Origin of the sequence: Cytobacillus horneckiae (assembly GCF_002835735.1) — a bacterium.
Taxonomy (GTDB): domain Bacteria; phylum Bacillota; class Bacilli; order Bacillales; family Cytobacillaceae; genus Cytobacillus; species Cytobacillus horneckiae.
Map to the genome: position 1 here is coordinate 81,781 of NZ_PISD01000030.1, position 14,882 is coordinate 96,662.

General features: G+C 38.9%; 16 protein-coding genes. All 16 read right to left on the minus strand.

The window, feature by feature from the left end:
- Positions 1–177: 177 nt before the first annotated feature.
- Positions 178–1,212 (minus strand): PAS domain-containing sensor histidine kinase, encoded by a 1,035-nt coding sequence (locus tag CWS20_RS13810; RefSeq protein ID WP_101226327.1) that lies wholly within the window; start codon positions 1,210–1,212, stop codon positions 178–180.
- Positions 1,213–1,225: 13 nt separating this feature from the next.
- Complete coding sequence (locus tag CWS20_RS13815; RefSeq protein ID WP_066189536.1) at positions 1,226–1,690, minus strand: GAF domain-containing protein; 465 nt, start codon at positions 1,688–1,690, stop codon at positions 1,226–1,228.
- Positions 1,680–2,333: a response regulator transcription factor gene (locus CWS20_RS13820; protein ID WP_066189530.1), complete on the minus strand. Its 654-nt coding sequence runs from the start codon at positions 2,331–2,333 to the stop codon at positions 1,680–1,682. Before CWS20_RS13820 ends, CWS20_RS13815 begins: the two co-directional genes overlap by 11 nt.
- Positions 2,334–2,412: 79 nt before the next feature.
- Positions 2,413–3,060 carry a sensor histidine kinase gene (locus CWS20_RS13825; RefSeq protein ID WP_066189528.1) on the minus strand — a complete coding sequence of 216 codons (648 nt, stop codon included), beginning with the start codon at positions 3,058–3,060 and terminating at the stop codon, positions 2,413–2,415.
- Between the two features lie 18 nt (positions 3,061–3,078).
- Positions 3,079–4,584 carry an MFS transporter gene (locus CWS20_RS13830; RefSeq protein WP_066189526.1) on the minus strand — a complete coding sequence of 502 codons (1,506 nt, stop codon included), beginning with the start codon at positions 4,582–4,584 and terminating at the stop codon, positions 3,079–3,081.
- A complete protein-coding gene (locus CWS20_RS13835; protein WP_066189523.1) occupies positions 4,577–4,864 on the minus strand; it encodes a hypothetical protein in 288 nt (95 codons plus the stop codon). Before CWS20_RS13835 ends, CWS20_RS13830 begins: the two co-directional genes overlap by 8 nt.
- Positions 4,851–5,162 carry a hypothetical protein gene (locus CWS20_RS13840; RefSeq protein ID WP_066189520.1) on the minus strand — a complete coding sequence of 104 codons (312 nt, stop codon included), beginning with the start codon at positions 5,160–5,162 and terminating at the stop codon, positions 4,851–4,853. The genes CWS20_RS13835 and CWS20_RS13840 overlap by 14 nt, the downstream gene beginning before the upstream one ends.
- A gap of 5 nt (positions 5,163–5,167) precedes the next feature.
- Positions 5,168–5,359, minus strand: a complete 192-nt coding sequence (locus CWS20_RS13845; RefSeq protein WP_066189513.1) for a hypothetical protein — start codon at positions 5,357–5,359, stop codon at positions 5,168–5,170.
- Positions 5,349–5,873 (minus strand): Rieske 2Fe-2S domain-containing protein, encoded by a 525-nt coding sequence (locus CWS20_RS13850; RefSeq protein ID WP_066189510.1) that lies wholly within the window; start codon positions 5,871–5,873, stop codon positions 5,349–5,351. Before CWS20_RS13850 ends, CWS20_RS13845 begins: the two co-directional genes overlap by 11 nt.
- Positions 5,874–5,885: 12 nt before the next feature.
- Positions 5,886–6,446: a 4Fe-4S dicluster domain-containing protein gene (locus CWS20_RS13855; protein ID WP_066191984.1), complete on the minus strand. Its 561-nt coding sequence runs from the start codon at positions 6,444–6,446 to the stop codon at positions 5,886–5,888.
- A 20-nt stretch (positions 6,447–6,466) separates the two neighbouring features.
- Positions 6,467–8,617, minus strand: a complete 2,151-nt coding sequence (locus tag CWS20_RS13860; protein ID WP_066189509.1) for a molybdopterin oxidoreductase family protein — start codon at positions 8,615–8,617, stop codon at positions 6,467–6,469.
- Positions 8,604–9,644 (minus strand): hypothetical protein, encoded by a 1,041-nt coding sequence (locus CWS20_RS13865; RefSeq protein WP_066191985.1) that lies wholly within the window; start codon positions 9,642–9,644, stop codon positions 8,604–8,606. Before CWS20_RS13865 ends, CWS20_RS13860 begins: the two co-directional genes overlap by 14 nt.
- A gap of 246 nt (positions 9,645–9,890) precedes the next feature.
- A complete protein-coding gene (locus CWS20_RS13870; RefSeq protein ID WP_066189506.1) occupies positions 9,891–11,210 on the minus strand; it encodes a short-chain fatty acid transporter in 1,320 nt (439 codons plus the stop codon).
- 464 nt (positions 11,211–11,674) lie between these two features.
- Entirely contained in the window at positions 11,675–13,420 is a 1,746-nt protein-coding gene (locus CWS20_RS13875; RefSeq protein ID WP_066189503.1) for an ABC transporter ATP-binding protein, read from the minus strand.
- Between the two features lie 15 nt (positions 13,421–13,435).
- On the minus strand, positions 13,436–14,245 hold the full coding sequence (locus tag CWS20_RS13880) for an energy-coupling factor transporter transmembrane component T family protein (RefSeq protein ID WP_066189500.1): 810 nt from the start codon (positions 14,243–14,245) through the stop codon (positions 13,436–13,438).
- Between the two features lie 35 nt (positions 14,246–14,280).
- Positions 14,281–14,859 carry a hypothetical protein gene (locus CWS20_RS13885; RefSeq protein ID WP_066189497.1) on the minus strand — a complete coding sequence of 193 codons (579 nt, stop codon included), beginning with the start codon at positions 14,857–14,859 and terminating at the stop codon, positions 14,281–14,283.
- Positions 14,860–14,882: the final 23 nt, after the last annotated feature.

Consider the following 14,882-nt stretch of genomic DNA (forward strand, 5'->3'; position numbering starts at 1 on the left):
AACATGAAAAATAAGAAAAAAGGTATCAAAGCTAAGCAGGAAGGCTGTAATCCTCCTGCTTTTTTAACATAATTATTCTAATTACTCAAACAAAATGGCAATGTTGGTTGCTTTAGATCCATCTCCAATTATCTAGAAGAGTCTGCAATAATATTAAGCTTAATAAATTCAGTCAGTTTATAATGGAATAGATAAAGCCACTTTCGTTCCTTTGCCTAGAACTGAATGGATTGTAAGCTTTCCATTTGTTGATCTTGCCCTTTCCTCCATACTAAACAACCCTACGCCACGGGTGATTTTCTGACTATCAAACCCTTTTCCGTGATCTACAATGACCACACTGATTTCTGCTTCTTTTTCACTGATGGTAACCGAGGCTTCTTCCGTTTCTGCGTATTTTCTTATGTTTGTTAAACCTTCTTGAATAACTCGATAGATGGCAATCTCTTTATCAGAGCTGAGCCTGCTGCTTACATCCGAAGCAAACTGAACCTTGATGTTAAAATGATCTGAAAAGCGGACTAAGTAGGAACGAATAGCCGGTATCAAACCAAGATCATCGAGAACTGACGGACGAAGCTGCCAGGAAAGGTCCCTTAATTCTTCAATAATTTCACTTGTTTCATCCCGCATCTGATCCAAAAGCGGGTGGTTGATTTCGGACTGAAGTCTGCTAATTGTGATTAAATGGCTGTATAAATTTTGTCCGATTCCATCGTGAAGCTCCCTTGATAAATGCTTTCGTTCGTTTTCCTGGACATCAATAATTTTTGACATCATTTTCTTAAGTTCTTCTTCCGCCTTTTTTCGCTGTGTGATTTCGTGGCGAATCGCTAGGTATTGATAAGGTTTGCCCTTTTCATCAAGGAATGGAACAATCGTTGTATCCACCCAATAGATGCATCCGTCCTTGGCCCGATTTCTTATTTCTCCCTTCCACACTGTACCTGAAGAGATTGTTTTCCATAACTCCCGAAAGAATTCCTTTGAATGGTAGCTAGAATTAATAATTCGGTGATCGTTTCCTAAAAGTTCCTCCTGCGAATATTTCGATATTCGGCAAAATTCATTGTTTACATAATGAATGATTCCTTTTCGGTCAGTGATCGCTACGATTGAGGATGCATCTAAGGCGAACTTCAAATCTGACAGTTCATTCACCGATTTTTCCAGCCTTTCGACTACATTCATCCGTTCATTATTTTCATCCATATTAACCTCCTGCTCAAACGCTTTTTTTATTTGAGCTTCCAAATTCCCGCTCTAACATATGTGCAGCTTTTTGTATAATGTCTTTGTCCATTTCTGCAACAGGTTTCTCAGTTCTATTTCCAATTAGGAATACCCCTTTCGGCATTTCATTTATATGAATGGGGACCGCAAATGCGTAGCGGAGGTTTTCAGCAAGCATAATCGGGTATTCCAAAGCCCTTCCTGTTATATGATGAGGGAAATCCATTATCGTCATCGGTCTGCCAGTAGAAATCACTTTACCAGCTATTCCTTTTCCATAACGGACAGAAATGCGTTTATATTTTTCATTTTGGTTTCCTGCTGCATAGCGCCACGATACATCTGGCCCATCATCATTTTGCAAGGCTAGTCCAATGAAATCACTGCTAAGCTTTGGAAAAAGGTTTAAACAATGTTCCTCGAAAAGGCTCGTTTCCCATTCTTTTTTAAATCCCATAGCCTAACAGTCCTTTTTTTAAGGCATAGGCAACAAGCTCTGGCCTTGTTTTCATTTGCAGTTTTTCCATTAAGTTGCTTTTATGGGTTTCAACCGTTTTGACGCTAATAATCAGCTTTTCGGCAATTTCCTTATTGGAATAGCCTTTGGCAATCAATGCAAGCACTTCCTTCTCCCGATCAGAAAGAAGATTAAACAAATCCGCATCCCCTTTGTTCACATTGCCAATGTATTCTTCCATCAGCCTTTTGGTAGCAGAGGGATGCAGATAGGCATTTCCGCCAGCAACTGAACGAATCGCTGATAATAATTCATCATGAGGCGCACTTTTCAAAATACTGCCAGATGCTCCAGCCTGGATTGCCCTAAACAAATATTCATCATCATCATGCATTGTCAGAATTAAAATAGCTGTCTCAGGCAATAACTTTTTCAATTCTGAAGTGGCTGACAGACCGTCTTTCCCATGGGGCATGCTTAAATCCATAACGACCACATCGGGCTTAAGTTCCATTGCCTGCCTGATGCCTTCATCTCCTTCAGATGCTTCTCCTATCACTTCCATCTCTTCATCAGTGTTTAAAAGCATCTTTAAGCCCATTCTAACAACAGCATGATCATCACAAAGCAAAATTTTAATCAATGCAGTTCCCTCCTTGACTGTTTATTTTATAAGTAATTATACACAATAGAGGATTGCAGTATCGCAATCCTCCGCTGAATTATAATGGAAGCAAAACCTCTATAGCTGTCCCTTCTCCTGTATTAGAAGCAATAGAACATTTGCCGCCAATTAATTTCATTCTTTCCTTCATCGCAGCAAGACCGCAAGATTTTTCCATTCCGGCTTCCACATCAAAGCCCTTGCCTGAGTCTTTAATTGTGATAGATAACAAATCTTTATCCCATATAAATATAACACTAGCGCTTGAGGTATCTGCATATCTTGCAATATTCACTAGCGCCTCTTGACACACTCTGAACAAGGCAATATTTTCACGTTCAGTTAGCGGAACCTCATCGCCGCAATGATCAACAGTTACTTCAATGCCATAGGTTGACGTATATAGTTTCAAATAGCTCTTCACTGCAGGCACAATGCCTAAAGTAGTTAAAGTAGGAGGGTGCAATTCTACGGACAGCAGCCTGATTTCCTGGATTGTTTTTTCCATAATATTCGTCATATTGCCCATATAGCTCTTCATCTCCGGTTCTTTGACTGCCTTCTCAATAAACTGCAAACCGGTAAACAGACTATAGAGCGACTGCCCTACCCCTTCATGCAGTTCAAGTGCGATGCGTTTAATCTCTTGCTCCTGTGACTGTATAATATAGGAGCTGACTTTTTGATTCTCTGGCTGTGTTGTCATGTCCACCCTCCTTTCAAGCTAAGCCTTTTTTATTTCCCTGCCGGAAATATCGCTGAACATTCCTGCGTATTGGATGACTTCACCTGCGTCATTCTTGATGGTGCTTATCGTCAGCCATTGAAGATACTGTTGGCCATCTTTGCGTTTATTCCATATCTCACCTTGCCAGAATCCGTTATTTTCTATAGATTGCCATAAATCTTCATAAAAGGCTTGTGATTGCTTCCCGGATTTAAGAATGCTAGGATTTTGGCCAATCACTTCATTTTTCTGATAGCCAGTAATTTCAGTAAAAGCAGGATTAACTGTAATAATCTGCCCTTTTTTATTTGTTACAAGAATTCCTTCGACTGTATGATCAATCACCTCTTTGGCGATCCCCATTTTCCCTTGGTAATACATCCATATCACAAGAATCAAACTTGCTAATGCGACCTCTGATAATGCCATAAAACCGATTGCATAGTGGCCTGTCATATCGAATAGCACAGAAAGAATGATTGGCGGGAAGAAGCCCCCCAAGCCACCCATTGCGGACACGATCCCATTCACAATTCCGGCCTGCTTCTGGAAATACATCGGCACTAGCTTAAATATAACACCATTGCCTATACCGGCACACAGAGCAATTGTCAGACAGCCAATTGTATACCAGGAAATTGTTGGGGCGAAAGATAGTACTAGTGCTGCTATCGTAAATCCGCCAAACACAAACATTAAAATAATTAATGAATGATACCTGTCTGCGAGCCAGCCTCCAATCGGCCTCATAGCTGTTGCTAAAACAATAAAGCCTGCTGTTCTCATTCCCGCATCTACTTTATCTAAAGTAAAATTGGAGACTAGGAAATTAGGCAGATAAATTGTGAAGGCAACAAAGGAGCCATAGGTTATAAAATAAAATAAACTCAAAAGCCATAGCTTTTCATTTTTATAGACGCCTTTGATTTGCTCTAGCAGAGGTGTCTTTACTTTTGGTTCTTTTTTATCTCCTAATAAGAAGTTTGCTGCAATAAAAAGAGCAAGAATGACAAGGTAGATTTGGATTGTTGCTGACCAGCCGAATTTCACAGCCAGTACTGGAGCTGCGAAGGTTGTAACGGCAGTCCCCAAATTACCGGCACCATAAATGCCATTTACAAAGCCATGCCGCTCTTTAGGGTAATACTTTGGCAATGAAGTAACCCCAACAGAAAATACAGCACCGCCAATTCCAAGGAACAGCCCACCTATAATAAGATCAATCAGCGAGTCGGCAATACTAATATAGTAAACTGGAAATAAAAGCAGTATAAAACTCACCAGAAAAATTTTACGTGCGCCAAACTGGTTTGCATAATAGCCAAGCGGAATCCGAAGAATGGATCCTAATATTACAGGGACAGCAGTCACTAGTGCCAGCTTCCCTTCTGGTATTGCTATGTCCTCCCTTATAAATGGCAATAAGGATGATATGAGCACCCAAACCATAAAACCGATGACTAGATTCATTGTTTGCAGCGGAAGTTGAACTCTTTTAATCATAGCTTTCAGCCTCTTTTCTAAGGACATATTGTAAGCCTGAATTCTCATCAAAAGCTGTCCACCAATTATCACCGGTGGTTATATTTGAAGTAAGAGGAACAGCTAAAAAATGAATATGGTCAAAATAAATGCGTATATGAGTGCGGTCAGGGCAAAGATCCACTTTCGTAATTATTTTTGAAATAAATGGCGCCTGTTCATCACCAGCTTCATCGCGAATGGATATTTTCGTTTTTTGTAGAACAAAGCATAGCAAGTCTTTCATTTTATTGATTTCCACAACTGCCGCATCCTCTCTTTGGAGGATAGACAATGAATTGAAAGCCTTGCAAGTAATCCCAGAAGGATTGTGTAGCATGCTCTTCGATAAAATCAATTGTCTCCTCTTCAGATTGCCACTTGCTCATTCCTTTCACTTCGGCAACCACTACATCCATTCCATCGTCTGATTTTTCATCTAAATACCAATGAAGACGGATCCCGTCAAAAAGGGTTGAAAGAATTTGGTTTATTTCAGATGAAAAGTCTCCGGAAGCCTCCCTTATAAAACAAAAATCAAGATAAGTTTCACTATTCATTCTTATCACTCCAATACATCAATTGTCTTTTTATAAGCAATGACCGCCGTTGGAAATAGCAAAAGATTCAACCCCATAAAAATAAGGGTATTTACATAGTTCTCATAAAAAAATTGATGAACCATAGATTGCGTAAAAATGATATTAAGGAACAAGATGAAACAAAGAATGACTATACCTATATAGCTACGCTTCATATCGCTTCACCTTCACAGCATATATTGCGCTGTCCTTTACTTTTATCTCGATTTCTGGCAACGGTCTTCTTGGCGGGCCGGCAGTAGGAGAACCTGTCTCCACATCGAACTTCCCATGATGGCAAGGACATATCATTTCTCCTTGGTCTTTTACCCAATACACCGGACAGCGCAAATGTGTACATGCATTTTGATAAGCGACATATTTATTTTCAGATAATCTGATGAGTATGGCATCATCATGAGCGCCTGGAAACTTAAATTCAACTGCATCGCCAATCGGCAATTCGTCGACATCTGCTATTTTTTTATGCGGATATTCTTTCTCACCTAATCCCATTAGTTCTTTAGCAGCGACTGCACCCCATGGAATCGAGGATATTGCGAATACGCCCGCAGCCCCAGCCAAAGTTTTCATAAATCCTCTTCTGTCCAGTTTCCTCTCATTCAGCCGGTTAATATTATGGGTATAATTATCTTCACTAAAGGGAATTTTGTTATTTTTATTAGACATTTTTCATCCCTCCTAAAACAGCTTTGTAATGCCTTGTAGTATTCCAGGGAGATTTACTTTTACATTTGTTTCCCCCTCAAGGTACGGCATGCTTGAAATCCATTTGCCATTATCCATATTGAATTGCTTCTTTCGATTTGCAATTTCTTCATCTGTAAGCCATTGAAGCGTATTAGTCGGACAGACACTCGCACACATGGGCGGTATGCCATCTTTTGTCCTATCAATGCATAAATCACATTTGTACATCAGGTTTTGTTCCGTATCAAATTTCGGTATGCCATACGGACAAGCAATTGTACAGTTTTGACAGCCGATGCATTTTTCTACGAGGGCAGATAAAACAGCACCGGTTTCATGAACCTGTATCGCCTGGGCAGGGCAGCTTCGGGCACATGCAGGATTCACACAATGTAGACACATAAGCGGCATTGTCTGCCTATTGACTAACGGATTTACATCATAAACATAATTCCTATTCCGCTCCTCATGTCCGCCACATTGGGTGCATGCTGCAAGGCAAGAGCGGCATCCAATGCAATTTTCGAGCTCTATATATAGCCTCTTTTTCAATTTAAATGCACCTTCTTCAGTTAGAGTTTTTCCATCTGAGCGGCGCATGCCTTAAATTCCGGCATGCGAGAAATGGGGTCGAGTGCAGCTATCGTTAATAGATTGATAGATTCATCGTGACCAAAATGATACGGAACAAATACAGTATCCTTCCGAATCGCTTCTGTTATTTTCACTTTAAATTTCCCTTCGCCTCTTCGCGTAAAGAGACGAACCTCTTCTTCATGAGCGATATTATATATTTTCGCTGTTTGCGGATGCACTTCCACAAAAGGCTCAGGGCACATGTCTCTAAGAAACTCAATTCTTCTCGTTTGATTCCCTGAAAGATAATGGTAGACGACACGTCCAGTAGTTAAGCGGAGCGGGTATGCATCATCCGGCTCTTCCGCTGGAGGGCGATAAGGCAAGGCACAAATTTTTGCTCTGCCATCAGGATGATAAAACTTTTTATCAAGAAACATATGAGGGGTCCCTTGATCATTTTCATCCTTACATGGCCAAAACACACCGTCCTGCCTGTCGATCTTATCCCAAGTTGCCCCAAAGTAATCTGCGTTTCCGCCTTTGCTTGCAAGCCTGAATTCCTCAGCCACGGCCTTTGCGGTTTTCAAATGAGAAAAATATTTTCCCTTGCCTAATCTTTCGGCAAGCTCAACCTGCATTTGCCAGTCTGGCTTTGAATCCCCAAGCGGCTCCTGGGCTTTGTTAATTTTAATAATCCGTCCTTCCAAATTTGTAACTGTCCCTTCGTCTTCAGCCCAAGTAACTGCCGGCAAGACAACATCTGCAAATTCTGCAGATTCAGAAAGGTAGAAGTCTGAGCACACCATGAAATCCAGCTTTTTCATCGCTTGTCTGACAAAATTCAAATTTGGTGCAGATACAGCCGGATTAGAGCAAAGCAAATATAAGCCGCGAATAACCTTTTGATCCATTAATTCAAACATTTCATACGCGGATACACCAGGTCCAGGCATCTCCTCTTGTTTGATCCCCCAAACGTGACATACCTCTTCTACATGCTTCGGGTTTGTTATTTTTCTATATCCAGGGAGAAGATCTGATTTCTGGCCATGCTCCCTGCCGCCCTGCCCATTTCCTTGGCCGGTAAAAGTAGCGACGCCAGATTTCGGTCTGCCAATCTTTCCTGTAATAAGAGCCATATTCGTATAAGCCGAAACATTATCGACCCCTTTATGCTGCTGTTCAATCCCCCTGGCAAACATGACAACTGCATTTGGAGATTTTCCATAAATCTCAGCAGCCCGGATGATTTTCTCTTGATTCACTCCTGTTACCTCGCTTGTATATGCAAGCGTAAATTCCTTCACAAGTTCTTTTGTTTCTTCAAACCCATTCGTATGCTTCTTAATAAAGTCCTCATCGGCATATCCATTTTGAATAAGAAGGTTCGTGATTCCATTTGCAAGTGCAAGGTCTGTACCGGGTTTCAAATCCAAGTGAAGATCGGCTCTCCTTGCAATCGGTGTTTCTCGAGGATCAACAACTATAATATAGCCTCCTCTTTCCTGCACATTCCAAATTCTGAACATGGAAGTTGGATGGCATTCTGCCGTGTTGCTTCCTGCAATAAAAAGACAGTCCGTCTCATGTATATCTGTCCAGGGCAATGTAGACCCGCGATCCACACCAAAGGAGCGAAGAAACCCTCCAGCAGCACTTGACATACAGAATCGACCATTATAATCTATGTATCTCGTTCCCAGTGCCACCCTGGCGAATTTCCCTGTCAGATAGCATTTCTCATTCGTCATTGATACTCCGCTAAAAACGGCCAATGAATCCTTTCCATACTTTTCTTGTTGTTGCTTAAAATTTTTAGCAATCACATCATATGCTTCATCCCAGCTAGCCTCACGGAAACCTTTTTTTGTTCCTTTTAAAGAAGCATCATCACGGATTAGCGGTTTTAAAAGACGGTCCTTATGATTGGTCTGCTGATAAGCAGTCACCCCTTTTGGACACATCTTCCCTGCCGTAACCGGCCAGTCATAGCGGGGTTCAACCCCGATAATTTTATTTGTCGCAGTATTGACGCGCAAATGCATGCCGCATTGCATGCCGCAATAGCTGCAATGTGTCTTGATTAATTTTTCATTTGGATGAGTGCGATTTTCAATTTCCTGATAAAACTTATCCCTTTGCATTCTGATTCGCCTCCTTAACCTTCACATCATGTGTAGGGAAACCTGAAAATTGTGCAATCCGATATTTTCTGCGACAAGGGAGACAAAGCTCTGCAAGGTGATGGCCTTCCTTCGTCTGAAATTCTATTTGATTTATGCCAAGCACTGCGACGACATCTTTAGATTGTTCATCTGAAACAAATTCGTTTCCGCAAACATTGCATTTTTTCATCGATTGTTCAGCATAATGCTCTCTATAATTTCTTGCAAAAATGCTTAATGGACGGAAAGGGATATGTGCAAGTTTTCCGAAAGGCAGATAGATCAAAGTGATAATGACGGACCATTGATGAATCAATGACATAATCGGCTGCCCGACTCCATGTAAAAAAACATTCATAAAGGTTAGCGCCAAACCAGTGATGCTTATTAACAAAAGCATGTATAAGGGAAGAAAATCATACAAGATTGTCTGTTCAGCCCTTGCTTGCATGTTTTTAATTCGCCGGTACAACGCCATTGAAACCCCTGCAATCACCATTAAAGCGGTAATATTCAAAGCATTATAGGAAAGGTTTGCAATAATACCATCCGCCGGAACTGTCATAATCTCCATTCCCATCAAGATGATGTTGTAATAGCCAGTGTCATCCATCGTGAAGTACATCCAGCCGAATACGAGTGGAAATGTAACAAGACAAGCAAGTATACATCCCCAGCCGATCAGAATATGCTGAGTCCACCGATAAATTCCCCTGTTCCAAATAAATTCGTATACTGCTAAATGATTAACCGTTGTTTTAGGTGTCGATTTTCGGAAAAGAAGCTTCATGCCTTTTTTTATCAGCAACTTTGTCGGAGGCCTTTCTCCCCACGAAATAAACCGATAAAAGAACCCTCCTAAAAAGATAATTGTCCCTACCATGTATCCATATAAATTTAAATCCACATGTGTAAACATCCTCGTACCTATAAAGGTTAATATGGCAAGTCCACTGACTGCCAAAAACATGGATTTTGCAAAATGCGAAGCAAAAGCGTTATTAATGGAGCGTTGATGCTTTTGATTATTTACTGTTTTTGTCTGCAAAAGTCGTCCCTCCCTTGTACAATAAATGACCTTTTCTTTATTGTAGATTTACGGAGGTAATTTCCATATCGGGGAACTTCCCTATCATGTCGGAAAAATCCCCTGATTTTAATTTCCTCCATTAATATGAGGCTAGTTGGCACATTAAAAAGAGCTGATTTCCGTAAACAGAAATCAGCTCTTTTTAATATAGTGACATATAGGCTAATAAACAAAAAATAAAAGAACGGTCGTAAGAATACCCACCCATATGCTTAATAGAATACAGTAACCCATAATATGGCGAATATGAAGGCCGACAACACTTAAAATCGGCAAAGCCCAAAATGGCTGAATCAAGTTTGTCCATCCATCCCCCCAGCCAACGGCCATTGCAGTGACTGCATGGTCGACGCCAAGCTTTGCGCCGGCTGCAACTTGAAGAGGACCTTGCAGCGCCCATTGCCCTCCTCCTGAAGGTGCAAGAAGGTTGACGATGCCAGCCGCCCAATAGGTGAAAACATCAAAAGTATCTTTATTTGCAATTGATGCCATCCAATTAATGATTGATTCAGCTAATCCTGAGCTGCCTAATACAGCAATAATCCCAGCATAAAAAGGGAACTGCAAGATAATTGGCGAGATGGATGTAGCCGCCTCCTTAAAGGCTTGGGCATATTGAAATAATGATTGATGAAAAATCAGCCCTAAAGATAAAAAGGTAATATTAATGATATTTAAATCAAGATCTCTGCCATTAATAAATTCTGAAATGATATAAATGAATCCAATGAGTCCTGTTAACACACCAAGAATTGGTGATTTTTCTAGCCTAATAGCTGGATATTTAGATTGAGCAGCATCCTCAATGTCACTTTTCGCTTTTTCATTTACCTTAGGAGTAAACGGAATAATATCCTTTTTTGGTGCCATGAATATGATAAAAATCGGCATGGTAATAACGAGAGCAATTAAAATAATGATTGTTCCGGGATGGAAAATTGTTTCAGATGTAGGGATGATTCCTATCGCTTCTTCAAGAAAATGCCCTTTTGTTGCTACAGACAGGCCAATTGAACTTGATAATCCTGCAGTATAAGTCACTGTCGGTGCATAAGCGGCTGCAACTAATAATGGAAAATGCGCTTTTTTATTTCTTTTTCCAACCTCTCGGGCAATGATTGCTCCTACTACAACCGCTAGCCCCCAGTTAATGTAATACGCTGCAGATGAAACTAGAAAAGTAAGAATATAGGCTTGATTAGCCGTCTTTGCCAAAGAGGCAACAGCCGTTAGAAATCGCTGGATAAAAGGAACTGCCGCCAATGTCATTCCAGTCATTAAAAGCAAAACCATTTGCATCGTAAAGGTCAAATACATCCAGAAGCCATCGCCAAACGACTTAAACGTTGATATAGGCTCTGCTGGTTTCATAAAAAAAGCAACAATAAAAACAAATAAAGTCAAAAGGACAGCAATAACAAAAGCATCCGGAAGATATTTCTCAACCATCTTGGAGAAACGATCAGCTATTCGATTTAACACTTTATCCACTCCTTTTAACAGAAAGTCAACCTAGTGGCTGCCAGTACATGCTATGGAGTGGACAAGGTGAATATGACAAGAAAAACAAGATGGTGTTATGTTTTTGCAGATTCGGCAGAGATTGTGAGGGTTTTTGTGAAGAGACTTACTTTGGTTGTCTTTACGGAGATATTTTGAGTTTATCTCAGTGAACGAATCTTTTTTTGGGGTCTTCACGGAGATATATTGAGAACAGTCGGGCTTTCTATGGAAATGCAAATTACCGTCATAAATTGTCTAGACTTCCTTAATGTATTAACTTTAATATTTAGACAAAAGAAAAGCACCTCCTGATTTTAGATAATATCTAAAATTGTGGTGCATTTCATTTTATTTCTTTGTCAATAAAAAGGAATAGTTTTTTTCTTCTGTTTCAGTGGCTAGTTTATTATTGTACCTTAACAATTTTTTAATTGCATGATTGTTTAAGGAGCCACCATTCTATCATTTTCTTTATTTATAAAAATACTACTAAACATAGTCCAACTTGATACATGTGGAAATCCGTATTCGTTTAATTCTGCAGAAAACTGTGAAATAATTGGTGGCTTTAATTTTAATGAACGTAATTTTTGATAATTAGTAAAAAAGACTTCATTTGGGCTACCTTCAAGTACAATCCTTCCTGCATCTATTACAACGACTCTACTAGCATATTGTGCTACTACTTCCATATCATGAGTGATCATCACAATAGTTGCTTCTTGATCAGTGATTAATTTTTCCATTAAGGTTAAAAGTGCTCTTAAACTTTGCTCATCTTGACCAGTCGTAGGTTCATCTAATAAAATAATTTTTGGATTTGAAACTAACATTGTTGCTACGGCTAATCTTTGTCGCTCACCTCTGCTTAAAGAAAAAGGATGCTCTTTTCTTTTTTCTTGTAATCCGACTGTATTGAGTGCTAATTCGACTTTTTCATTAATTATATTTTCGCGATAGCCTCTATTTTTTAAGCCAAACTGTACTTCCTCTTCAACAGAATTACAGAATAGTTGATTATCAGGATTTTGAAAAACGTATCCAATATCTAAAATAATGTCTTGAACTTTATAATCTTTTGTATTTTTATTATTGATAGTAACAGAACCTTGAGAGGGCTTTAACAATCCAATTAGGTTTTTCATTAATGTGGATTTTCCACAGCCATTATGGCCAACAATGGCCAAAAGTTCCCCTTGTTTAACATCTAAATTTATATCATGTAAAATTTGTCTGCCTTTTTGATAACTAAAGTTTACATCCTTTAATTTAGCAACAGTTTCTTGCGGATTCCTCTTTAATTGATTTTTAGCCATTGGTAACATTAATTTGTTTGATGTAAATAGTTGTTTTACCCATTCTGAAACTTCTTTTTTTGATATTGGGTTAGACTCATATTTAAAACCTTTATCAAAAAGATATTTACATAACCTTATATGATCTGGGATCCGAATTCCTAGCTTGTCTAATTCATTAAAATGGTTATATAAGACTTCACTTGGACTTCCATTGTAAATAATTTCACCGTCGTGCATAATAATCATTCTATCAATAAACTCAATCAAATCATTTAAGTCATGTTCTATGATAAGGAAGGTTGTATCAAGTTCTTCTTTTAATTCTGCTATTATATCCATTACTTCTTGTTTGCTAACTGGATCTAGATCAGTAGTTGGGTCATCTAGTATTAAAATGGAGGGTAGCATGGCTAAGTTACTTGCAATAGATACCTTTTGCTTTTGTCCGCCGGATAAAGAAAATGTAATTTGCTTTTTTATATTTTCTAACCTTAACTTTTTTAGCCCGTATTCAACACGGTCCTTAATTTCTTTTTTTGTATATCCTTGGCACTCCACTCCAAAAGCAACTTCATCCTCTACCCGTATTGAGAAAATCTGGTCTTCAGGATTTTGGAACACCATTCCAATTTCAGAGGAAAGTTCATGCATTGGTACACTTTGAGTATCCTTCCCATTAATAATTATGTCTCCAACTAGGTTGCCCTCAGATAGATGAGGGATTATTCCGTTTAGACATTTTGCAAGTGTCGTCTTTCCACTGCCGCTAGTGCCTGTTATGAGGACAAATTCTCCTTTTTTAATCTCTAAGTCAATGTTTTTCAAAGTTTTTGTTTCTACACCCGGATATGAAAAACTAACCCCTCTTACCTCGACAATGTTATCACTCATAAGTTTACTCCTTTTTTATGCAATTATCGTATTATTTCCACCCAGTCCCAGTACATATCTTACATATAGTGCAACAGCAAAGAATAGAATCGTTAAAATAATAACTATAATATCTATTTTTCCAAGTTTCATATCCTGATAGTATTCACGCCACGCCATTTTACTAAATCCTTTACTCTCAACTGCTAACCCCATCGTTCTACTCCTTCTCAAAGAATTTACTAAAAGTGGAAAAGCAGCTAATTTAAAACTACTCCAACTTCCCTTTATTCCTTTTTTATTTACCCCCCGAATTGTTTGGGCATTGGAAATATTAGTGAGTTCTTCGAATACTAAAGGAAAAAAACGTAATGTTCCTAAAAACATAAAAGCTATGCTCATTGGGACTTTCATTTTCATTAAGCCTTTTGCTAACAACGCAGGGTCTGTTGTTGAAATGATGATAATTGTCATAAAACAGGGTATAGCAATTCTATATCCAAGCACTAATCCCGAAAGCAGCCCAATATCGGTAGCTTGCAGAGATCCAATGGATAAAAGCACTACTGCATCAGCCTGTTCATAGTTATAAAATGTCGAAAAAATAACCGCGGATAGAGCAAGAATAACAATTGTTCCTAGCAATGGAGCGATTGACTTAATTTTAATCTTGGCAGAAAACCACACTGGAAGACCTAACAGTAAAACCAATGTTAAATAGAGAGGATCCATAAACAATAGGGGAATGATTACGAATGCTAATATTAAAAAAAGTTTGGCTCTAGGGTCCAGTTTATGAACCCATGTACCTGTATCTAGATTAGAAACAAAATCTATTGCTGCCATAGGTCAATCTACACCTCCATATTAATAAATAGATATTACCCTAAGAGATTTTTTAGTTTAAGTCCAAGTGGTTTAGCAATCACAGTACCAATAATCATTCCAATAAGGGAAATCCCAAATACAATTGCCATCAAATTAAAAGGTACTGGAATCTGATATGGATAAATAATACTCCACCATACAAACGCTTCGTAAACAATGTTGTAAAGCAGTGCGGCGACTATTAAATCTTTTGTACTTGAGTAAACTTCATCAGGATTGCTAAAAGATTTGCTTCTTTTCTGTAAGTAAAGTTCTGGTAACAATGGCGCAGTAACTACTAGAATCCAATAAATTGGAAGTTCGCCTTGAAGAAAAAAGTTTATTGCACACCAAGCTGCAGTAAAATAAACCGAAGCATAAGGCCTCCGTACCACCACCCAACAAAGAACTAAGCAAAACGCACAGAAGAGATAAACAAAAGTATGGTTGAAAGGGAAAACAACTCCTGCAAATTTGAAAAAATACCATAGTACTCGATACAATACGGCAAATATAACAATAGTAATTAAATCAACAGCTGTTATCTTTTTTTGCATGAAATTAATTCTGTTATTCATTCCAATTTCGGCCATTCCATTTCCTCCTACTTGAAAAA